The sequence below is a fragment of the Nguyenibacter vanlangensis genome, from assembly GCF_038719015.1.
Classification (GTDB): Bacteria; Pseudomonadota; Alphaproteobacteria; order Acetobacterales; family Acetobacteraceae; genus Gluconacetobacter; species Gluconacetobacter vanlangensis.
Genome location: NZ_CP152276.1, coordinates 4033998 through 4054459, shown reverse-complemented (window position 1 = coordinate 4054459; position 20462 = coordinate 4033998). Strand labels below are relative to the sequence as shown.

The 20462-nt window shown below is 68.5% G+C and carries 20 protein-coding genes; 12 read left to right on the top strand and 8 right to left on the bottom strand.

The features are described from left to right. Nucleotide 1: 1 nt before the first annotated feature. Complete coding sequence (locus tag AAC691_RS18930) at nucleotides 2–352, bottom strand: cupredoxin domain-containing protein (protein ID WP_342630274.1); 351 nt, start codon at nucleotides 350–352, stop codon at nucleotides 2–4. A 174-nt stretch (nucleotides 353–526) separates the two neighbouring features. Here AAC691_RS18930 and AAC691_RS18925 point away from each other — a divergent pair, with 174 nt between their 5' ends. Beyond that, nucleotides 527–1045: a hypothetical protein gene (locus AAC691_RS18925; protein ID WP_323990103.1), complete on the top strand. Its 519-nt coding sequence runs from the start codon at nucleotides 527–529 to the stop codon at nucleotides 1043–1045. 51 nt (nucleotides 1046–1096) lie between these two features. Continuing rightward, the gene (locus tag AAC691_RS18920) at nucleotides 1097–1735 is read left to right on the top strand and encodes an SCO family protein (protein ID WP_342628078.1); all 639 of its coding nucleotides are present in this window, start codon (nucleotides 1097–1099) and stop codon (nucleotides 1733–1735) included. A gap of 21 nt (nucleotides 1736–1756) precedes the next feature. Here AAC691_RS18920 and AAC691_RS18915 read toward each other — a convergent pair whose 3' ends face one another. Together AAC691_RS18915 and AAC691_RS18910 are read right to left on the bottom strand one after the other, a co-directional pair. After that, nucleotides 1757–3130, bottom strand: a complete 1374-nt coding sequence (locus AAC691_RS18915) for a PepSY domain-containing protein (RefSeq protein WP_342628077.1) — start codon at nucleotides 3128–3130, stop codon at nucleotides 1757–1759. 77 nt (nucleotides 3131–3207) lie between these two features. Next, nucleotides 3208–3669 (bottom strand): hypothetical protein, encoded by a 462-nt coding sequence (locus AAC691_RS18910; protein WP_342628076.1) that lies wholly within the window; start codon nucleotides 3667–3669, stop codon nucleotides 3208–3210. 257 nt (nucleotides 3670–3926) lie between these two features. Here AAC691_RS18910 and AAC691_RS18905 point away from each other — a divergent pair, with 257 nt between their 5' ends. The 5 genes from AAC691_RS18905 to AAC691_RS18885 all read left to right on the top strand — a co-directional run bounded on the left by AAC691_RS18905 (nucleotide 3927) and on the right by AAC691_RS18885 (nucleotide 11909). Beyond that, complete coding sequence (locus tag AAC691_RS18905) at nucleotides 3927–7226, top strand: efflux RND transporter permease subunit (protein WP_342628075.1); 3300 nt, start codon at nucleotides 3927–3929, stop codon at nucleotides 7224–7226. A 182-nt stretch (nucleotides 7227–7408) separates the two neighbouring features. Next, on the top strand, nucleotides 7409–8497 hold the full coding sequence (locus AAC691_RS18900) for a hypothetical protein (RefSeq protein ID WP_342628074.1): 1089 nt from the start codon (nucleotides 7409–7411) through the stop codon (nucleotides 8495–8497). A gap of 268 nt (nucleotides 8498–8765) precedes the next feature. Beyond that, nucleotides 8766–10049, top strand: coding sequence for an alkaline phosphatase family protein (locus tag AAC691_RS18895; RefSeq protein WP_342628073.1), 1284 nt, complete (start codon nucleotides 8766–8768; stop codon nucleotides 10047–10049). A 25-nt stretch (nucleotides 10050–10074) separates the two neighbouring features. Then, nucleotides 10075–11352, top strand: coding sequence for a cytochrome c peroxidase (locus tag AAC691_RS18890; protein ID WP_342628072.1), 1278 nt, complete (start codon nucleotides 10075–10077; stop codon nucleotides 11350–11352). After that, nucleotides 11349–11909: a cytochrome b/b6 domain-containing protein gene (locus AAC691_RS18885; protein ID WP_342628071.1), complete on the top strand. Its 561-nt coding sequence runs from the start codon at nucleotides 11349–11351 to the stop codon at nucleotides 11907–11909. Before AAC691_RS18890 ends, AAC691_RS18885 begins: the two co-directional genes overlap by 4 nt. 50 nt (nucleotides 11910–11959) lie before the next feature. Here AAC691_RS18885 and AAC691_RS18880 read toward each other — a convergent pair whose 3' ends face one another. The 3 genes from AAC691_RS18880 to AAC691_RS18870 all read right to left on the bottom strand — a co-directional run bounded on the left by AAC691_RS18880 (nucleotide 11960) and on the right by AAC691_RS18870 (nucleotide 13661). Further along, entirely contained in the window at nucleotides 11960–12388 is a 429-nt protein-coding gene (locus AAC691_RS18880) for a c-type cytochrome (protein WP_342628070.1), read from the bottom strand. Between the two features lie 167 nt (nucleotides 12389–12555). Then, nucleotides 12556–12924 carry a cytochrome c3 family protein gene (locus AAC691_RS18875; RefSeq protein WP_342628069.1) on the bottom strand — a complete coding sequence of 123 codons (369 nt, stop codon included), beginning with the start codon at nucleotides 12922–12924 and terminating at the stop codon, nucleotides 12556–12558. A gap of 23 nt (nucleotides 12925–12947) precedes the next feature. Next, nucleotides 12948–13661: a ferric reductase-like transmembrane domain-containing protein gene (locus tag AAC691_RS18870; protein WP_342628068.1), complete on the bottom strand. Its 714-nt coding sequence runs from the start codon at nucleotides 13659–13661 to the stop codon at nucleotides 12948–12950. A gap of 341 nt (nucleotides 13662–14002) precedes the next feature. Between AAC691_RS18870 and AAC691_RS18865 the strand changes: the two genes are divergently transcribed. Further along, nucleotides 14003–14788, top strand: a complete 786-nt coding sequence (locus AAC691_RS18865; protein WP_323990086.1) for a sulfite exporter TauE/SafE family protein — start codon at nucleotides 14003–14005, stop codon at nucleotides 14786–14788. A gap of 72 nt (nucleotides 14789–14860) precedes the next feature. Here the strand turns inward: AAC691_RS18865 and AAC691_RS18860 are convergent, their stop codons facing one another. Then, nucleotides 14861–15064 (bottom strand): hypothetical protein, encoded by a 204-nt coding sequence (locus tag AAC691_RS18860; protein ID WP_342628067.1) that lies wholly within the window; start codon nucleotides 15062–15064, stop codon nucleotides 14861–14863. A gap of 251 nt (nucleotides 15065–15315) precedes the next feature. Then, on the bottom strand, nucleotides 15316–16926 hold the full coding sequence (treF, locus tag AAC691_RS18855) for an alpha,alpha-trehalase TreF (protein WP_342628066.1): 1611 nt from the start codon (nucleotides 16924–16926) through the stop codon (nucleotides 15316–15318). 316 nt (nucleotides 16927–17242) lie between these two features. On the opposite strand from treF, the gene AAC691_RS18850 reads away from it, so the two are divergent. From AAC691_RS18850 to AAC691_RS18835, 4 genes are read left to right on the top strand one after another with little or no spacing between them, the layout of a single operon-like run. Beyond that, a complete protein-coding gene (locus tag AAC691_RS18850; RefSeq protein WP_342628065.1) occupies nucleotides 17243–18004 on the top strand; it encodes a c-type cytochrome in 762 nt (253 codons plus the stop codon). Further along, on the top strand, nucleotides 18001–18144 hold the full coding sequence (locus tag AAC691_RS18845) for a hypothetical protein (RefSeq protein ID WP_342628064.1): 144 nt from the start codon (nucleotides 18001–18003) through the stop codon (nucleotides 18142–18144). Before AAC691_RS18850 ends, AAC691_RS18845 begins: the two co-directional genes overlap by 4 nt. Before the next feature lie 16 nt (nucleotides 18145–18160). After that, nucleotides 18161–18709 (top strand): cytochrome c oxidase subunit II, encoded by a 549-nt coding sequence (locus AAC691_RS18840; RefSeq protein WP_342628063.1) that lies wholly within the window; start codon nucleotides 18161–18163, stop codon nucleotides 18707–18709. Further along, entirely contained in the window at nucleotides 18706–20460 is a 1755-nt protein-coding gene (locus AAC691_RS18835; protein WP_342628062.1) for a cbb3-type cytochrome c oxidase subunit I, read from the top strand. Before AAC691_RS18840 ends, AAC691_RS18835 begins: the two co-directional genes overlap by 4 nt. The last annotated feature ends 2 nt before the right edge of the window (nucleotides 20461–20462 follow it).

The following is a 20462-nucleotide window of genomic DNA, read 5'->3' as shown; positions in this document are numbered from 1 at the left end:
CTCAGTGCGTTCCTTCCTGCGCCGCGCCGTCCGCGGTCACCGTGCCCGTGGCCAGGTCGGGGTGATAATCGTCGAAGAATTTATAGGTGCCGGGATGCAGCGGCCCGGCATGGACGGTGATCGTGCCGCCCTGCACGACGATCTTCTCGAACTTCATGTCATAGCTCTCGAATTCGTCCACCGTGTCGTCCTGGTTGGTCAGCGTCATCAGGAAGCGCTGGCCGGCCGGGACGGTCACATGGTCCGGGCTGAAATGATGGTTCTTCACGACCAGATGCACCGGGTCCTGCGCCAGGGCGGCGGCCGGGGACAGGACCATGCCCGCCGCGCCCGCCGCCAGGATCAGGCGCATGGCGGCCATCGGGCCGCGGGCGCGGCGCGCCGGGGCGAAAGAGAGGCGCGGACGGAAGAAAGGCGCGGCACGCATGGGCGGATCCAGCAGAATCGTGCTTCGCTGCTAATGCGACTGGTTCGCACTGTCAACTTGACGTGCTATGCGGTGACGCGTTCGCCGCTGCGGAAACCCATGATGTCCCATCCTTTCGCGTTCATGCGCCTGCCCTATGCCGTGCTGATCGCACTCGACAGCCGGATGTACCATTACTGGATGCAGCCGGTTCACTACCTGGTCCGGATCGTTCACATCATCAGCATGTCGGGCTTCTTCGGCATCGACATGATCTTCGGCGCCGCTTTGTTCCGCCGCAACGGCCATGCCGCGCTGGCCGCGATCACCCGGCTGATCGTGCCCTGGCTGCACACGCTGTTCGCCGTGGCGATGCTCAGCGGCGTGGCGCTGTTTTTCTACGACCCGGTGCATATCGGCAGCCGGGGCTATCTGACGCCCAAGCTGCTGCTGATCGCGCTGGCGCTGGCGCTGGCCGCCTTCTGCCACCGCCGGGTCTATATGCCGGCGCTGGGCGGCGGCCCGGCCGGCATGCTGCGCGCGCGCGCCGCCGCCGGCCTGTCGCTGCTGCTGTGGAGCGGCGTGATCGTGATGTCCTGCCTGAACAGCGAGGGCGTGCCGAAGGTCTTTCTGCGCTGACCGCCGGCCCCGCTATTGGGCTCCGGGCGGCCAGGCGCCTATAATCGGGCCATGACACGGCGGCAGGACAGGCAGAAGAGCAAGAGGCGGAACGGATCGCGGGACAGGCGGGCCGGGCTGGCGGTCGCGCTGGCCGGAATATGCCTGCTGGGCGCCGCCGCGCTGTACCGCGCCGCGATCGGCGCCGGCACACCGCCCCGGATCGGCGGCGATTACGTGCTGATGAACGACCAGGGTCGCATCGTGTCGCAGGATTCGTTCCACGGCCGCTACACGCTGGTCTATTTCGGCTATACCCACTGTGTCGATGTCTGTCCGCTGACCCTGTCCACCGTGACCGCGGCCCTGGCCCGGCTGGGGCCCCGGCAGGACGACATCGTGCCCCTGTTCGTCTCGGTCGATCCGCAGCGTGACACGCCGGCGGCGCTGCACCGCTACGTCGCCGCCTTTTCGCCCCGGATCGTGGGCCTGACCGGCAATGCGGCGGATATCGACCATATGCTGGCGGAATTCCGCGCCATGGCGCGCCGCCATCCGGACGCCCGGGCGCCGGACGGCTACCTGATGGATCACAGCTCGGTGCTGTATCTGATGGACGGGGACAACCGGCTGGTCTCGCTGTTCCCGGTCGACGCCGACGCGGGCGAGATCGCCGCCCGCCTGCGCCGGCTGCTGCCGCCCGCGTCCTGATCCCTCATCCCAGGGCACTCGTCACCCCAGGCGAAAACGGCGCCCGACCGCCATCGCCGCCAGCAGGATCGCGACCGACGCCGCCAGTTCCGGCAGCAGCAGGCACAGCGCCAGCGCCAGCAGCACCCCGCCCCAGCCGACCCGGCCCTCCGGATGGCGCGGATGGGCCCCCAGCCGGCCGAGCGGCCGGCGGCGCAGCCACAGGATTGTCGCCGCGACGCTCATGGTCAGCAGCCCCGTGGCGACCAGCAGGTTCGCCATTTGGTTCGGCCAGCCGAATAATTGCCCCTCATGCGCCGCCACGCCATAGGCCACGATCCGGTCCACCGGTCCCTTGGCCGCGAACGGGGTGAAGGACAGCATCCGCCCGTCGGCCGCAAACCGGGCCGAGGCCCGGCGCGGACGGTTCTGCGTATCGGATCGCACGCCCCAGCCCTGTCCCACGCCGGCTGGCGGCGTCACCAGGACCGGCGCGGGCAGGTCCAGCCGCATCGCCGCCGCCGCCACGCGATCCAGCGCCGCCGGATCGAACCCCGCCGCCGGCATGGCCGCGCGCGTCGGGCCGTCCATCTCCATGCCGGGCATCGCCGCCATGCCGGATGCCCCGCCGGCGATCTCCACCCGGGCGGGCACATGGCCGATCTGCCAGTCCGGCACCGAGGGGCCCGGCACCGGCAGGATCGGCGCCAGCCGATCCTCGGCCGCCTTCAGCGCATGCCCCCAGACGAAGGACCAGGGCAGGCCGCTGGCCAGGAACAGCACCAGGAACAGCGAGACGAACAGGCCGGTGACCGCGTGGGCGTCGCGCCAGGCCGTGCGCCCGCCCGCGCCCAGCCGCGGATAGACGACACCACCCCAGCCCTGCCCCGCCCCCCGGCGCGGCCACCACAGATACAGGCCGGTCACCGCCAGCACGATCGTCCAGGACGCCACCAGTTCCATGATGATCGAGCCGGCATTGCCCATCAGCAACTGGCCATGCAGGTTGAAGACCACCCGCTCGAACCGCGACTCCTCCGACACGCGCTTCAGCACCACGAGCGTGACGGGGTCGAGATAGACGCGCACCGCATCCCCGCCCCGCCCGATCAGCACCCGCAGCGCCGCATGGGGCGAGGACGGCAGTTCATAGGCCAGGAAACGGCCCCGGGGTACGGCGCGCAGCGCGGCCGCGACCGCCGCCCCCGGCGTCGCGGCCTGCACGCCCGGCGGGGGCGGCGGCAGATGGTCATAGGCCCGGTCGATGCGGGCCTCGATCTGCGGCTTGAACAGATAGAGCGTCCCCGTCAGGCACAGGAATGCGACGAAGGGCAGGCACAGCAGCCCGGCATAGAAATGCCAGCGCCAGACGGTACGGTAATCCGGCCAGGGGCCGGCGCGGAAAAGACGGATCATAAGGGCATGTCCTGACGGCAATGCGAAACGGACCATCCCCGGAGACGGGGAAGGAGCGACGGCGATGCGATGTGATGTCAGGACAGGATCGGCGGCCCTCGGGGATGGGCGGCCGTACGGGTCACGCGGGGCGGCCCGCGCGACAGCGGGCGCATCCATCCTCCACGCGACGGGCCGGGCAGGCCGCCGGCAAGGACCATGGGCACCGGCAGGATCGCGTCCGGCAGATCCTGGCCCGGCAGGGCCAGCACCGCGCCGTCGGCCGCCAGGCGATGCGGGCCATGCCGGTGCGGCGCGCCAGTTACAAACCCGTCGGTCGCGCCCCCGCCGGGCGTGGCTGCGTCGCACAGCACGCCCAGGACGGCGGACGCGGCCGGCGGCCACGCCATGCCGTCCGCCGGAACGCCCGCCCCGCCCAGCGCCAGGCGCCCCACCAGGGCGAACAGCACCAGCCACCATCCGCCGCGCGAGGCGCGGCGCCTCCCCGAGGCCCTGCAGCCGGGCGGAAGCCCGGTCCGTGATGGTGCGGATGATGCCATGTGCCCTTCTATCGCCTTGCCCGCCCCCGCGCCATGCCGGACAGCCCCCCGCTGCGAGACCGGCGGAAAACCGCCCTCGGCACGCCCGTCCCGACAGTGTTGAGAATAATTTAGCCCATCCGCGCTGGACGGAGGCAGGGCGGTCACGGACATAAGGCGATGGGCCACGGGAGCATGGAAGAGACATTCGCGCAGCATCCCCGCCAGCCCATCGCGGCCCATCGCCGGCCCCTTCGGACGAGACGCGGATACCCGACATGACAGTGACAGGATTGTTCATTCGCCGGCCGGTGGCGACCACGCTGCTGACCCTGGCCTGCATCCTGGGCGGGGTCCTGGGCTATCTCGCTTTGCCGGTCGCCGACCTGCCGAATATCGACTTCCCCGTCATCCAGGTCCTGGCCCAGCAGCCCGGTGGCTCGCCCGAGCAGGTCGCCAGTTCGGTCGCCGAGCCGCTGGAACGCCATCTGGCCGCGATCGCCGACCTCGAGGAGATGACGTCCCAATCCAGCCAGGGGATGGTGCGGCTGACGCTGCAATTCGCCCTGTCGCGCGACATCAACGGCGCGGCCCGCGACGTCGAGGCCGCGATCCAGGCGGCACGCGCCGACCTGCCGACCACGCTGCGGCAGAACCCCGAATATTACAAGGCGAACCCGAACGACCCGCCGGCCATCATGCTGGCGCTGACATCCGGCAACCGCCCCCTGCCCGAGCTGTACGACAAGGCCTCCAGCCTGCTGCTGCCGCGCCTGTCGCAGATCCGGGGCGTCGGGCTGGTCGAGATCAGCGGCAGCGCGCTGCCCGCGGTGCGCGTCGAGATCGATCCGCTGCCGCTGTACAAGTTCGGCATCGGGTTCGAGGATATCCGCGCCGCCCTGGCCTCGGCCAACGCCCACACGCCCAAGGGCTTCATTGACCAGGGCGGCATGCGCTTCACGCTGCAGACCAACGACCAGGCCCGCAGCGCCCAGGCCTATCGCGACCTGGTCATCGCCTATCGCAACGGCAGGCCGGTCCGGCTGAGCGACGTGGCGCAGGTCGTCGACTCTGTCGAGGACGTACGCAATGCCGGCTATTTCGGGCGCGAGCCGGCCATCGTCATGATGGTCTTCATGCAGGCGGGCGGCAATATCGTGCGGGCGCTGGACCAGTTGCACGCCGAATTGCCGCATCTGCGCGCCACGCTGCCGGCGGGGATCCAGCTCCATACCTTCATGGACCGCTCGCAGACCATCCGGGCGTCGCTGGCCGACACGCGCATGACCCTGTTCCTGTCGGCGCTGCTGGTGGTGCTGACGGTGCTGCTGTTCCTGGGCACGCTGCGCGCGACGCTGATTCCGGCCATCGTCATCCCGGCCGCGATCATGGGCACCCTGGGCGTCATCAGCCTGCTGGGCTTCTCGCTGGACAACATGTCCCTGATGGCGCTGACGATCTCGACCGGCTTCGTGGTCGATGACGCCATCGTGGTGCTGGAAAACATCACCCGCCACGTCGAATCCGGCCTCTCCTCCTTCCAGGCCGCGCTGCGCGGCGCGAGCGAGGTCGCGTTCACCGTCGTCTCGATCACCGTCTCGCTGATCGCCGTCTTCCTGCCGATCCTGCTGATGGGCGGGATCACCGGGCGGCTGTTCCACGAATTCGCCGTCACGGTGTCGGTGACCCTGTGCATGTCGATGGCCCTGTCGCTCAGCCTGACCCCGATGCTGTGCGCCCGGCTGACCCTGCACGACGCCGGCGGCGGCGCGGGCCGGCTGGCCGGGTGGGTCGAACGCGGGCACCTGGCCATGCTGCGCGTCTATGGGCGCTGCCTGGACTGGGCGCTGGCGCACCGGGCGCCGATGCTGCTCAGCCTGCCGGCAACGCTGGGCCTGACGGTGGCGATCTACCTGACCATGCCGCAAAGCCTGTTCCCCGACGAGGATAGCGGCGTGCTTTTGGGCCGGCTGATGGGCGACCAGGCGATTTCCTTCCACGCCCTGAACCAGAAGATGAACCAGACCCTGGCCGCCCTGCAGAAGGACCCGGACGTCGCGGGGGTGGCGGGCTTCGTCGGCGGCAGGGGGTCGTCGAACCAGGGCAATCTGTTCATCGCCCTGACCGACAAGTCGAAGCGGCCGCATCCGCCCGCGACCACCATCGCCAATCTCAACCATCGCCTGCACGACATGACGGGCGCGCGCTTCTATGCGCTGCAGCGCGGCGCCATCCGCATCGGCGCGCGGCCCAGCAACGCGGCCTATCTCTATACATTGCAGGGCGACGACACGACCGCGCTCTACGCCTGGACGCAGAAGCTGGTGGCAGCACTGTCGACCCGGCCGGAACTGATGGACGTCTCGTCCGACGTGCTGCTGGGCGGGCTGGCAATGAACGTCGCGATCGACCGCGACGCCGGGGCGCGGACGCAGATCACGCCGCAACTGATCGCCAACACGCTGTACGACGCCTACGGCCAGCGCGCGGCCTCGGTCATCTACAACGACATGAACCAGTACCGGGTGGTGATGGAGGCTGCCCCCCGCTTCTGGCAGAACCCGGCCTCGCTGCGCCAGGTGTGGGTCAGCGTCGCGGGCGGCGCGGCACAGGGGGGCACGCAGGCCAACACGATCCGCGTCCGCGCCGGCGACCCGGCGGCGGCCACCGCCGCGACGGCGCAGAGCGCGCAATCCTTCCGCAACCAGATCGCCAACACGCTGGCCGGCGGCCGTTCGGCCTCGACCGGCTCGGCCGTGTCCACCGCCGCCGAGACCATGGTCCCGCTGGGCGTCGTCAGCCTCAGCAGCGCCGGCCATATTCCGCTGGCCATCAATCATGAGGGCCAGGGGGTCGCGACCACGGTCTCGTTCAACCTGCCGACCGGCGTGTCGCTGGGCCAGGCGGTGCAGATCGTCGAGGACACGGTACGGCAACTGAAGATCCCGGCCTCGATCCACGGCGCCTTCACCGGCAATGCGGCGCAGTTCAAGAACAATTCCAGCAGCGAGACGCTGCTGATCCTGGCGGCGCTGGCGGCGGTCTACATGGTGCTGGGCATCCTGTATGAAAGCTATGTCCATCCGCTGACCATCCTGTCCACCCTGCCCTCGGCCGGGGTGGGCGCGCTGCTGGCGCTGTGGGCGTTCGGGCAGGATTTCTCGCTGATGGGCATGATCGGGGTGATCCTGCTGATCGGCATCGTGAAGAAAAACGCGATCATGCTGATCGATTTCGCCATCGCGGCCGAACGCGACCACGACCTGACGCCGCATCAGGCCATCCGCCAGGCCTGCCTGCTGCGCTTCCGTCCGATCATGATGACGACCTTCGCCGCCGCGATGGGCGCGCTGCCGCTGGTCGTCGGCAACGGCTACGGCTCCGAGGTCCGCCACCCGCTGGGGATCGCGATCATCGGCGGCCTGGCGGTCAGTCAGGCATTGACCTTGTTCACCACCCCCGTCGTATATCTGTGCCTCGAACAGCTCAGCCGCCGCGCCGCGCAATGGCGTCGCAGGCTGCTGCCCGGCAGCCGCACGACGCCCGACCGGACCGAAACCGGCCTGTCTCGCGGCTGACGTTAAATTTTCCTCAAATCTTTAAAAAATCAGCCGCAATCCTGCTGCGTAACGTTCACGCACAGCCACGCCGCACCCGACTACAAATCCGGCATTCATTTCGCCGTTCGCCCGGCCCTCCTTGCGACCCGCAAGACCCCGGGACGATCGCGAACTGACGCCAAGGACAAGAAAGGTGCATCATGTTTCGTAAAAAGATCGCTCTGCTGCTCGGCACGACAATGCTGGGCTGCCTGGGCTGCAACGCCGCGTCGGCCGCGCCCCTGAACGCCGATACCGGGCCCGTGCAGTTCCTGCACAGCACCAAGCTGCCCGAAATCACCAAGGGCGGCTTCGATCATTTCGCGATCGACAAGAAGGACAATCTGCTGCTGGTCATGGCCGAAAAGCACGCCACGGCCGAGATGTTCCGCCTCAGCGACGGCACGCACCTCGCCTCGGCCGGCGGTTTCGGCCTGCCGCACACCCCGGCCTATGTCGCCGACCAGCATCAGCTCTTCGTTTCGGACGACAAGCTGGGCTGCGTCGTCGTCGACGTGCCGTCGCTGAAGATCGTCAAGGTCATCACGCTGCGTCCCGGCGCGGATGAAGCCGTCTTCGACAAGAAGGCCGGCCTGTTCTATGTCGGCAACGGCGGCAAGAACGACCATTCCGAGAACTCGTCGATCAGCGTCATCGACGTCAGGCAGCACAAGGAAGTCGCGCGGATCGGCATCCCGTCGGCCAACATCGAATCGATGGTCGTCGATCACGGGCGCAACCTGCTGTTCGCCAACCTGCGCGACAGGAAGCAGATCGCCGTCGTCGACCTGCAGGCCCGCCGGCTCAAGACGATCTGGACCATCCCCGGCCTGAACATGAACACGCCGATGGCCTATGACGCCAAGACCCAGCGCCTGTTCGTGGTCGGCCGCAAGCCGGGCAAGCTGTTCGTGATCGACTCGACCACCGGCAATCTGCTGTCCACCGCCGATTGCGTCGACACCGCCGACGGCGAGACCTGGGACGGCAAGAACAAGCGCCTCTATATCAGCGGCGCCGAGGGGCTCAGCGTCTTCCATCGCGACGACGCCGATCATTTCTCGGAAATACAGCGCATCGACACCAGGACCGGCAAGGTCTCGGCCTATGTCGGCGGGCTGAAGCAGCTCTATATCGCCCACGCCAGGACGGCGACCGAGCCCGCGGCGCTGGACATCTACACCGTGGCGCAGGACCCGGCGGCCGAAGCGGCCGCACAGGCCGCGGCCGCCGCCAAGAAGAAATCGTAAAAAATACCACCGTCGCGGCCTGGCATTCAGGCCGCGCCATGCAGGACGCGACCCAGGGCAGCGCCGCCCGCCGCATGGTCGAAACGTCCATCTCCAAATCGTTCCTCTTTAAATCAACGTCCAGAATTTCTTGAAACTTTAACATGACAGGGAAAGTTCGCCGCTTCTGCCCGGTTGCTGATGGCGCTAAAGACGGCGTCATCCGTGCCGGGACATCGCGCCGGCGTCCGGCTCCCTCGAGCGCATGCGCACAGAAAGAAGACACGCCATGGCGACACGATCGATCCTCTCCCGGGTGGGGGCCGTCCTGCTCTCGACCTCGGCGCTCGTCACCGGAGGCCAGGCGCTGGCCGCACAGCATCACGGCGCGCATCACCATGGCGCGGCGATGCTGGAAGGCGTGCCGCGCTATGACAACATCATCATCATCGAGATGGAAAACCGCCAGTACGGCGAAATCATCGGCGCGCAGCCCGCCAGCTCGCCCCACATGACGGCGCTGGCGCAAAAATATAATTCGGCGACGAACTATTACGGCATCACCCACCCCAGCGAGCCGAACTACATCGCCATGATGGCCGGCGACCAGGAAGGCGTACTGGATGACGACGCCTGGTACTGCCAGGCCGACGGCACCCCGCAGCCGGCCGACAAGGCCATCGTGGCCGGCAAGCCGGACATGGCGCCGATGAACCGTCCCTGCAACGGCATCAAGAAAACCAAGGCGTATGTCGCCCACCATTTCACGGTGCCGAACTTCTTCGCTCAGTTGAACACGGCCGGCATTTCCTGGTCGATGTATAACCAAAGCATGCCGACCAATCCACAGACGGGCGAAACCATGCCCGAAATGCCCACCTATCCGGCGCCGGACGACCAGGGTGCCGACGTGCGCGGGCTGTACGCGTCCAAGCACAACCCGTCGGTCAATTTCGACGATATCCGCGAAGCGCCCGATTTCCACGCCCATAACCGCACCGAACAGGCGTTCTTCGACGATCTGGCCGATGGCAGCCTGCCGCGCTTCGCCTATTTCGTGCCGGACCAGTGCCACGACGACCATGGCCCGTCGGGCCCGATGAAGGACCACCCGCAATGCAAGGGCCACGGCTATGGCCCCTCGCCTCTGCTGACCACCGGCGACGATTACGTCCGGACCCTGGTCGACCATATCCAGGCCTCGCCGCTGTGGACGTCGAAGAAGAATGTTGCGATCGTCGTGACGTTCGACGAGGATGACAGCGGCGGCGCGGGCGTGCAGGGCTGCTGCGGCTATCACCCCGTGGCCCCCGGCCAGCCGCACAAGGGCGTGGTCAACCAGGGCGGCGGGCGCATCCCGACGCTGGTCATCACCAACCACGGCGTGAAGGGCGTGCAGGACGACACCCCGTACAACCATTATTCGCTGCTGCGGACGCTGGAAGACGCGTTCGGCATCAAGCAGCATATCGGCCACGCCAATGACGGCGTCGCGGTACAGCCGGCCGACGGCGCGTTCGTCCAGACGCCGGTGGTGCCGATGGCCAAGATGTTCGCGATCCCGGCCCGTTGACCGGATTGCGGACAAGGCCGCCGCGATGACGCGGCATGGCAAGGGGCGCGCGGCCGTCTGGGCGCTGGCCGCCGCCCTGATCCCGGCCTGTTGGGGGGCGTCGTCGCCGGTCATGGCGGCGGCGCCCCTGTCGCCTGTCGCCCAGTTGGGGCGGCAGCTCTTCTTCGATCCCGGATTGTCGGCGTCCGGCCGGCAATCCTGCGCCAGTTGCCACGATCCGGCCAATCATTATGCGCCGCGCAACGATTTGGCGGTGCAGATGGGGGGCGCCCGGCTGGACACTCCCGGCGTCCGCGCGGTGCCGACCCTGACCTACAGGGACGAGGTGCCGGATTTCTCGGCCACGCTGGAAAATCCCGACGAATCGGCCAGCGGACCCGGCGGCGGCTATGATTGGGACGGACGCATGGCCTCGGTGGCGGTCCAGTCGGTCAGTCCGCTGACCACCCCGTTCGAAATGGCCAATCCCGACATCGATTCGGTGCGGGCCCGGGTGCGGCGCAATCCGGACTATGTGCGCCAGTTCACCGGTTTGTTCGGCCAGGACGTGTTCGCCACCCCGCAGCAGGCGATCCGGGCGATCGGCACGGCGCTGGCGGCCTTCCAGCACGAGGATTCGTCCTTCCACCCCTATACCAGCAAATATGATTACTATACGCGCGGCCTGGCGACGCTGACCCCGCAGGAGCAGCGCGGCATGGCGCTGTTCAACGATGCCGACCGCGCCAATTGCGCCTCCTGCCACACCGCCGGCATCGGCCCCGGCAAGGACGGCTCGACCTCGGTCGGACAGTTCACCGATTTCTTCTTCAAGGATATCGGCGTACCGGACAATCCGCGGGTCCGGCCGCCGGCCGGGATGGGCCGCTACGACATGGGCCTGTGCGGCCCCCTGCGCACCGACCTGGCCCCGGCGCGCGATGCGGCAAACCGCCGTTATTGCGGCCTGTTCATGACCCCGACCCTGCGCAACGTCGCGACGCGCCATGTGTTCTTCCATAACGGCGTGCTGAAGTCGCTGCGCGACGTGGTCGCATTCTACGTCACGCGCGATACCGACCCCGCGCGCTGGTACGGCCGCCAGCCCGACATCCGGCCCGACGGAACCCGGCCCGACGGGGCCTTGCCCTATAACGGCCTGCCGCCCGACCTGCGCGGCAATGTGGATCGCGACGACATGCCCTTCGCCGCACAGAAGACCGGCGGCCAGCCGATCCTGTCCGAAGCCGAAATGGACGATCTGGTCGCCTTCCTGAACACCCTGACGGACGGCTACAAGCCTGCGACGGCTCAACCGAAATGATCGACATGACAACCAGCGTGCCCCCTGCCCCGGTCCAGGCTTATGACCGCCTCACCCGTGCCCTGCATTGGGCGACGGCCGGTATCGTGCTGCTGCAATTCGCCATGGGCGAGACCTGGTCCTGGTTCGGCGCGGGCTGGAAGGGCACAGCCCGCGACATCCACACCAGCATCGGCTTCGCCTTTGCCGTGCTGCTGCTCTTCCGGCTCTATTGGCTGTTCGCCCGGCGGCGGCGGACGACCGCCGGCCCGGCGGACAACCGGCTGGCCATCCTGGTCCATCTGGCGCTCTACGCCCTGCTGGTGGCGGAAACGATGGCCGGTTTCGAATGGCGGTGGAGCGGCACGCGCCCCCTCTTCGTCTTCGGCGCCCATCTGACCTGCGTCCCCTGCCGGCTGGACAAGACCGGCCACCACATCGTCGCGACCCTGCATAACTACGGCGCCTGGACCATCATGGCCCTTGCCTTCGGTCACGCCGCGGTCGTCCTATGGCGGCATTACGTACGGCGCGACGGCATCCTGGGCCGGATGCTGCCCGCGGCGCGGCGGGCGTGAGTTCTGAAAACCGTAAGTTCTTCTTTCAAAAAAGAACAACCTCCGGCGCGTCACTTGCCGCCGGACAGGCTGCCCAGATAGGCGATGATATCGGCCCGGTCCTGGTCCGAGACGATGCCGTCGAACCCCATGCGGGTGCCCGGCGCGAAGCCGGCCGGATCCTTCAGCCACGCAGAGAGCGTATCGACCGTCCAGACCTGCTGCCGGCGCGCCAGCAGGGCGGGCGAGAAATTGTAATCGGCAATGGCGGCGATGTGCGTGCCCATCAGGCCATAGAGGTTGGGCCCCATCATCGCCGATCCGTCGCGATCGAAATTATGACAGTCCGAGCACATGCTGTCGGCCAGGTCGCGCCCGCGCGACACATCGGCATGCCGCACCCGATCGGCAAAGGACGGATCCGCGGCACGGGCCGCGTCGGCCACCGGGCTCACGCCGGCCGCCACCGCCAGCATCGCTCCGGCCACGCTTCCGAACATGCAACGCATCGCCGATCCCGCCATTTCCTTGCACCCCTCGCCCGGTCCACCCGAAACAGCCAGCCAGCATAAGGAAAACACGGCGCCGCGGTCAGAGCCCACGACGCCATGTCAGGAATATTTCACAAACCGGACCGCACATGGCGCCCGGCGACCCGGTCAGGCCGTCAAAGAATATCCTGCGCGCGCTCGCCCGGCCGGGGCGTATGGCATTCGTGGCACAGGCGGATCGGACCGGCGGCCAAATGGTCGCGCCGCCGTGCCAGATGGCAGGATTCGCAGAAATCATGGAATGTCGCCCGCGCCCCCACCGCCAGGTCGGGCCGCGTGACATGGCAGAGGATGCATTTGCGATGCGGCAGCGCCGACAGTCCGGGATCCAGGCTGTCATGATGGCATTGCACGCAATTATAGGCGCTGTGCGCCCGATGCAGGAACATGACGGGCAGCGGGTCGGCATGCCCCGACCGGGGACGATAGCCCCACCCGGCCAGGACGAGCATCGCCGCCAGCACGCCGGCCAGCGCGGCCGTCATCCCCCATCCCGCCGCGCGGCCCTTCACGGCGCCACCCAGCGCCCGAGCCATTCCGCATAGAGCAGCGACAGGCCCAGCGACGCCGCCCCCACCCCCAGCGACAGGCGGACCGCAATGGCCGATGTCGCGCGCCGCCGCCGTCCGGGGGCGACCGGCGGCAGGCGGCCATGCCGGCCGACCCAAGGCAGGACGGCGCAGACCAGCGCGGTCACGGCCAGGGCGGCGACCTGCCCGCGCGTCGTGACATGCAGCCGCGCGGCGGCGATATGGACCGTCGCGAGCCCCAGCAGCACCAGGGCCGCGGCACCATGCGCCCGCCGGAACGACGCGGCATTGCGCCAGAGGCGCGCCCGCGCGGCCGGCATCGCCAGACCGCCCAGCAGCGCCATGCCCCCCGCCGCCAGGCCGCCCGCCAGCATATAGGCCGGGGCGCCGGGCAGCAGGTAACGCAGGGTCAGCGGCTCGGCCCACAGCAGCAGCAGGGCATGCAGCAGCGGCAGCAAAACCGCCAGCCACCCCAGCAACCGATGCGCGCGGATGAAGAACTTGCCGTCATAGAAAGGCAGGCGCAGCGGGCGCCCCGTCAGGACGAACAGGAACAGCAGCAGCGCATAGGCCGCCACGCCGCAGGCCATCGCGCCGTCCCAGGCCGGGGCCATCGCCGGCAGGGGCCGCCAGCAGAAGACCACCCCGGACAGCAGCACGGCCAGAACGGCCAGAGGAAGCAGCAGGATCATCGACGCCGCACGGTCATGCCGGATGGATCCGCCCCATATCGCCCCTTGCCCGCGCTGCCCCGCCGCCCATGTCTGGCGCCCATGTCTGGCTCGGTATCCTGTCCGGCACAATATCCGGCACGATATGACGGAAACAGGGGGTGATGGAAGCGGACGGGTGCGAACAGGCCCGCGGCTTTTCTCCATCGCGCGGCCCCATTGACCATGCGGGCGGATTATATCACCATGCGTTTTCGTTTATTAAAAAATTATCCCACCGCGATGATTTCAATTCGTAAGACTCTCATGATATCGTGCAATGAGATCGATCCGTTTATCGATCAGCTTTCGGGGACCTGTCCATGACCTTGAGTGACGCGTTTCAGCCACTTTACTCGCTATCCGGGCTGGGCGTGGGTTTCCTCGTCGGGGTGACGGGCGTGGGCGGCGGGTCGCTGATGACGCCGCTGCTGATCCTGCTGTTCGGCATTCATCCCCAGACCGCCGTCGGCACCGACCTGCTCTATGCCGCCATCACCAAGGCGGTGGGCACGAGCGTGCACGGATCTGCCGGCGGCGTGGACTGGAAAATCGTGCGCCGCCTGTCGTCGGGCAGCATTCCCGCGGCGGCGCTGACCTTGCTGGCCCTGCATGCGCTGGGCGCGCCGTCGCTCTCCACGACGCACCTGATTTCACGCAGCCTGGGCGTGGCATTGCTGCTGACGGCGCCCTGCATCATGTTCCGCGCGGCGATCATGACGCGCCTGGCCGGCTTTTCCGAACGCCTGACCGACCGGCAGGCCCATGTGCTGACCATCCTCGTGGGCGCGCTGCTGGGCCTGTTGGTGTCGCTGTCCTCGGTCGGGGCGGGGGCGATCGGGGTGACCGCGCTGCTGGTCCTGTATCCGCGCCTGTCCACCGCGCGCATCGTCGGCTCGGACATCGCCCATGCGGTGCCGCTCACCCTGGTCGCCGGGCTGGGCCACTGGCTGCTGGGGTCGGTCGATCCGGCCATGCTGATCGCGCTGCTGACCGGATCGATCCCCGGCATCATCCTGGGCAGCCTGTTCGTCGGCCGCATCCGCGAAAGCGTGCAGCGCACCGTGCTGGCAACCGTGCTGCTCATCGTGGGCGCCCGGCTGATCTGACCCGCCCCAAACCACAACACGGGATCGTAACCCGGGATCATAATTCGCCCGATCTCCTTCACCGGGCGGCAATCACCCGTCGCGCTCCGGCCGGACTTCGCCGTCGCCATGGGGGTCGTGCTCCAGCGGCGGCTCGTGCGGGTGCGGCGGCCCCGGTGGCCCCGCCGGCTTGTGCGGGTCGACTCCCGGCGGAACCTGGTCGGGCACCGGCGGCTGCGGATGGGGGCCGGGCACCCCCTCATGCTCGGGGTCGGGACTGCGATCGGGAAATGTCATAGAACCGGCCCTGCATCATCGTCATCCGGCTCGAACGGGTCGTCGTCCGGCGGCCCCTCGTCGGGCATCGGGTCGTCGGGATTGAACGGGCCCGGATTAGGCGTCGGCATCGGCCGCCTGGGGCCGTCGCCATCTCGCGCGAACCTGGACATTGCGGTTCCCCCTCTGTGCGCCTATCAACCGGCATGGGGCGGGATGGTTCCAGGCGGGGCCGCACCAAATCAGGTGCGGGTACATCGTTGGCCCGCGCCTCAGTGCCGCACGCGTCCGGCGCGGGCATGATGGGCGTGGTGGTCGGCATAGTCGGCCAGCAGCATGCGCGTGACGCCGTTCGTCCAGCCAAACCCGTCCTGCAGCGGATATTCGCCGCCACCTCCGCCGAGTCCGTCCGGGGCCGATCCGATGGCGTATTTCTCGACCAGCTTGGCCTCGCGCGCATAAAGGCCCGCAACCGTGGCCAGCCACCGATGGGACAGGTCGCGCGCCTGCGCATACAGGCCATAGCGGCGCATGCCGTGAATGGCCATCCATTGCAGCGGCGCCCAGCCATTGGCGCGGTCCCATTGCTGGATGCTGTGCTGTTCGGTGGTCGCCAGCCCGCCGGGCAGCAACAGCCGCTCGGCCAGGGTGGCGGCGACGCGGTGCGCCTGGTGATGGCTGGCCAGCCCGACATAGAGCGGCACGGCCGAAGCCGCCGTGACCTGCGGCCGATGCCGCATCAACGCCCAGTCGTAATCGACGAACGCCCCCTGCTCCGGCTGCCAGAAATACCGGTCGATGGCCCGGCGGCGGATGGCGGCGCGCCGATGGAACAGGACGGCACGCGCCTCGTCCCCGGCCAGGCGGCTCAGCCGTTCGATCTGACGTTCGAGCAGATGGAGAAAGCTGTTGAGGTCGACGGGCAGGATCGCGGTGGTGCGGATGCTCGACAGGTCGTCCGGCGAACCCAGCCAGCGCGAACTGAAATCCCATCCCGACGCGGCGCCGGCCCGCAGGTCGCGATAGATGTCCGCGGCCGGGCGCGTGCCGGCCGCCGCCGTCGCCACATCCTCGCAATAGGCTTCCTCGCGCGGGGTGTCGCGATCGTCCCAATAGCGGTTCAGCAGCATGTTGTCCGGCAGGCAGACGACGTGGCGGCGGGCCTCGCCGGGGCACAACCCGTCGGCCCCGTCCATCCAATAGGCATATTCCCGCAGCAGATCCGGCAGGTAACGCACCGCCTGGCGCAGGCCGTGCCGTTCCAGCAACCCGACCATCAGCGCAAAGACCGGCGGCTGCGAACGGCTGAGATAATAGCTGCGGTTGCCGTTGGGGATATGGCCATAGGCCTGGATGATGAAGGAAAAATTATCGGCCATCGCGTGCAGCAGCCGGTGCTTGCCCCCCGCGGCCAGACCCAGCATCGTGAAATAGGAATCCCAGTAATACAGTTCGGAAAACCGGCCGCCCGGCACCACGTACGGATGCGGCAGCGGCAGCAGCGACCCATGGGCCGCGTGGTCGTCCGGATGGCGGGACAGCACGCCCCACAGACCGTCGATATGGGCGGCCAGCGACTGGCCGGGATCCGAGACATAGCGGCTGGCGACGACGGGCTCGGGCGTGAAATTCTCCGCCACGAAGCGCGACAGGTCGAATCCGGCGGCGGCGTTGCCGGCGCGATAGGCACGCAGGATCGCCTCGGGCGCGCGGCGCGGCACGCAATCGACGAAGCTCTTGCTGTCCGGAAAGACCCGGCCGCTCTGCACCGCGACGAACAATTCCTGGTACCGGTCGGCCGGCGTCATGATGTCGGCGGGCGCGACATGCTCGACACCGGGCGCATGCCCGCCGGAGGCAAGAATCGTTTCGGCCAGGAGCATGCACTTCGTTCCCGTCTGGCGGCGCGCTGCGCCCGCCGGTCCATTCATGCACGAACGGCACGGATTGCGCGCTACCCCTCACCATATTGTAACCGCCGGCGCCGTCATCGCCAGGGGCATGCGGCACGCGGCACGCGGCATGTTCCGCCCCTCGTCCGAAGCCAGGCCGGCCGCAGTTGTCACGGAAGCGAAAGATGTGCAAAACGCACCCGTCGCGACCGCGTGAAGCGGCCGGACACCGAGGTTTCACGACCGGTCGGCTTCGTCGGCGATCCCGCGGCAGGCGATCCAGGCAAAGCCCGTGGGGGAGAGCGGCATGCACGGACTGGCGGGCAGGATACAGGCGCGGCGGCGGCGCGTACGCGCCCTGGCGATCGCGGGCGCTTGCCTGCTGGCCGGAATGCCGGCCCATGCCCCTGCCCAACCCTCTGCCCAGGATACGCAACCTGCCGCCGAAAGCCCGGACGTGGCGGCCGGCCGCCTGATCGCCGAACGGGGCGTCCAGGCCGGCCATGTCGGCTGCGCGGCCTGCCACATGATGAACGGGGCCGGGCAGCCGGACATGGCGATCCCGCGCCTGGCCGGCGCCGCCCCGGCCTATCTGCAGCAGCAGCTTTCCTTCTTCGCCGCCGGCAAGCGCACCAGCTTCTGGATGACGCCGTTCGCCCGGGCACTGACGCCGCAACAGATGCGCGCGGTCGCAGCCTATTACGCGGCGCAGTCCGCCCCCGTCGAAGCCGATGCCGAGGCACTGGTGCCGGTGCCGGCCGGCCGCCACGCCCGCGGCCAGACGGTGTTCGAAACCGGGGGCGGCGGCGCCGGGGTCATGCCCTGCGCGGGCTGCCACGGGCCGGCGGGGCAGGGCATGGGCCCCTTTCCGCCTCTGGCGGGACAGTCCGCCCCCTATGTGCTGGGGCAGTTGCGCCGCTGGAAACGGGGCAGCGATCGCGACCCGATGGGCAAGATCATGGTCATGGAGGTCCGGGGAATGAATGATGCCGACATGCAGGCGGTCGCCGCCTTCGTCCAGAGCCTGTCCGGAAACGGCCCAGGAAGCGGCTCCGGAAACGCCCAATGACCATGGAAAGCAACGGCAATCTGCCGCCACACCCCGGATCGGTGCGCCCGGTCGGCACCTGGGTGGTCGGCGGCGTGCTGGCGGCCGCCATCCTGCTGGTCTGGGGCCTGGTGTCGTTGATTTTCCTTCATCGCGCATGACGCAGGGAGAGCGGTGATGAGCGAGGAACAGGGCATGACCCCCTTCGAGGCTGCGTTCCACGCCTCGGCCGAACGGCACGAACGGGTCTGGACGTTCTGCGTGATCGTCATGCTGGCGCTGCTGACGATCGGCACGATGTTCTATGTGGTGCGGGATTACGGGCTGGTGTCCGCGACGGGCGCCTTCTACACCGACCCGGCAGACCCGGCGCGAGAAGCCGCGTTCGCCGACGGCAAGATCGTGCGGACGGGGCCGAACGCCTATGCGGTCTACGTGGTGGGGCGGGCCTGGCACTGGTCGCCCGACGTCATCCGCGTGCCCGCCGGGGCCGAAATCACCTTTTACGTCACCAGCGCCGACGTGCTGCACGGTTTCGAAATCCAGGGCACGGCGGTCAACCTGACGGCGGTGCCGGGCGTGGTGGGCTCGGTGAAATACACGTTCCGCCGCCCGGGCGTGTACCACATCATCTGCAACGAATATTGCGGCATGCTGCACCATGCCATGGTCGCGCGGATCGTCGTCACGCCATCGCAAGCCGTCACGACGGGGACCCCGTCATGAATATCCAGGTCGCAGCGCAGGCCACCGGACCGCGCGCGGACACCGGGCGCGACGCAGGCATTGGGCGCGACGCGGCCATGCGGCGCATGATGCTGGCTTTCCTGGTCGCGGGCTTCGGCGCCCTTTTGGTCGGCGCCACCATCGGGCCGCTGCAGGCGCTGAACTATGCCGGGATCAACGCCTATCCGTCCCTGCGGCCGCTGCTGCAGACCTATTATCAGGGCCTGACGATCCACGGCGTGCTGAACGGCTATGTCTTCACCTTCTTCGTCACCTGCGGGCTGCTGGTCTACCTGCCGGCGCGCGAACTGGGGGTGACGCCGGGCCTGGCGCCGTGGCGCGCCTGTTTCGGGCTGATGGCGGCGGGCACGGCCTGCCTGCTCTATGCCATGTTCGACAATTCGTCCTCGGTGCTGTGGACGTTCTATCCGCCGCTGAAGGGCAGCCCGTTCTTCTATTTCGGCATGACCCTGCTGACGATCGGCAGCACGATGCCGCTGCCGATCCTGCTGGCGATGCGCGCCACGTGGAAGCGCGCCCGCCCCGGCCAGGTCACGCCGCTGGTCACCTATATGAGCCTGGTGACCATGCTGATGTGGGTGATGGCCGGCATCGGCGCGCTGGCCGAGCTGGTGCTGCAGCTCGACCCGTGGTCGATCGGGCTGATCGCCGCCGTCGATCCGATCATCGACCGCACGCTGTTCTGGCTGACCGGACACCCGATCGTCTATTTCTGGCTGATGCCGGCCTATATTTCCTGGTACGGGCTGCTGTCGCGCCAGGCGGGCGGCAAGCTGGTATCGGACCCGATGGCGCGGCTGACCTTCGCGCTGCTGATGGTGTTCGCCCTGCCGGTGGGCACCCACCACCAGTTCGCGGACCCCGGCTTTTCGCAGGTCTGGCGCGGCATTCTGGTCGTGCTGACCATGTCGGTGGCGATGCCCAGCCTGATCACCGCCTTCACCCTGGGGCTCAGCCTGGAATATGCCGGGCGGCTGCGCGGCGGGACCGGACTGTTCGGCTGGTTCCGCGCCCTGCCCTGGGGCGATCCCAGCGTCGCGGCACAGGTGCTGGCGGCCGTGACCTTCATCCTGGGCGGCGCCACGGGCATCGTGAACGGAAGCTGGCAGTTGGACGCCATCGTCCACAATACCATTTTCGTCCCCGGCCATTTCCACGTCACGGTCGGCAGCGTGACGGCGATGACCTTCATGGCCATCACCTTCTGGATGGTGCCGCATCTGACCGGCCGGCGGCTGGTCAGCCGGCGCCTGGCGCTGGCGGCCGCCTGGCTGTGGTTCGCGGGGATGATGCTGTTCGCCGTGGGCATGCAATGGGCCGGGCTGTATGGCGTGCCGCGCCGCGCCTGGATCTCGGCCCTGCCGCACGGCACCTATCATGCGCTGTACGGCGCGGCGTCGGTGCCGCTGGCGCTGGTGGCGGCAGGCGGGGTGGTGCTGTGGCTGGCGACATACGCGTTCTTCGCGGTATTCTTCGGCACGATCCTGTTCGGCCGCCGCGCCGCGCCGCCGCCGGTTCCCTTCGCCCAGGCCATCGGCGGCCCGGCCGATCACGCAATCGACGCCCCGCCGTCCCCGGCCGGGGCAGGGCCTTCCCCCCTGGCGCGGGCCCTGGAACATGTCTGGATCCTGGCCGGCGTGACGCTGGTCGCCGCCGCCGCGGCCTATGTGCCGATCCTGTGGCCGTTCCTGCACCATGTGACCCGCGCGCCCGGCTGGGTGCTGTGGTAGGC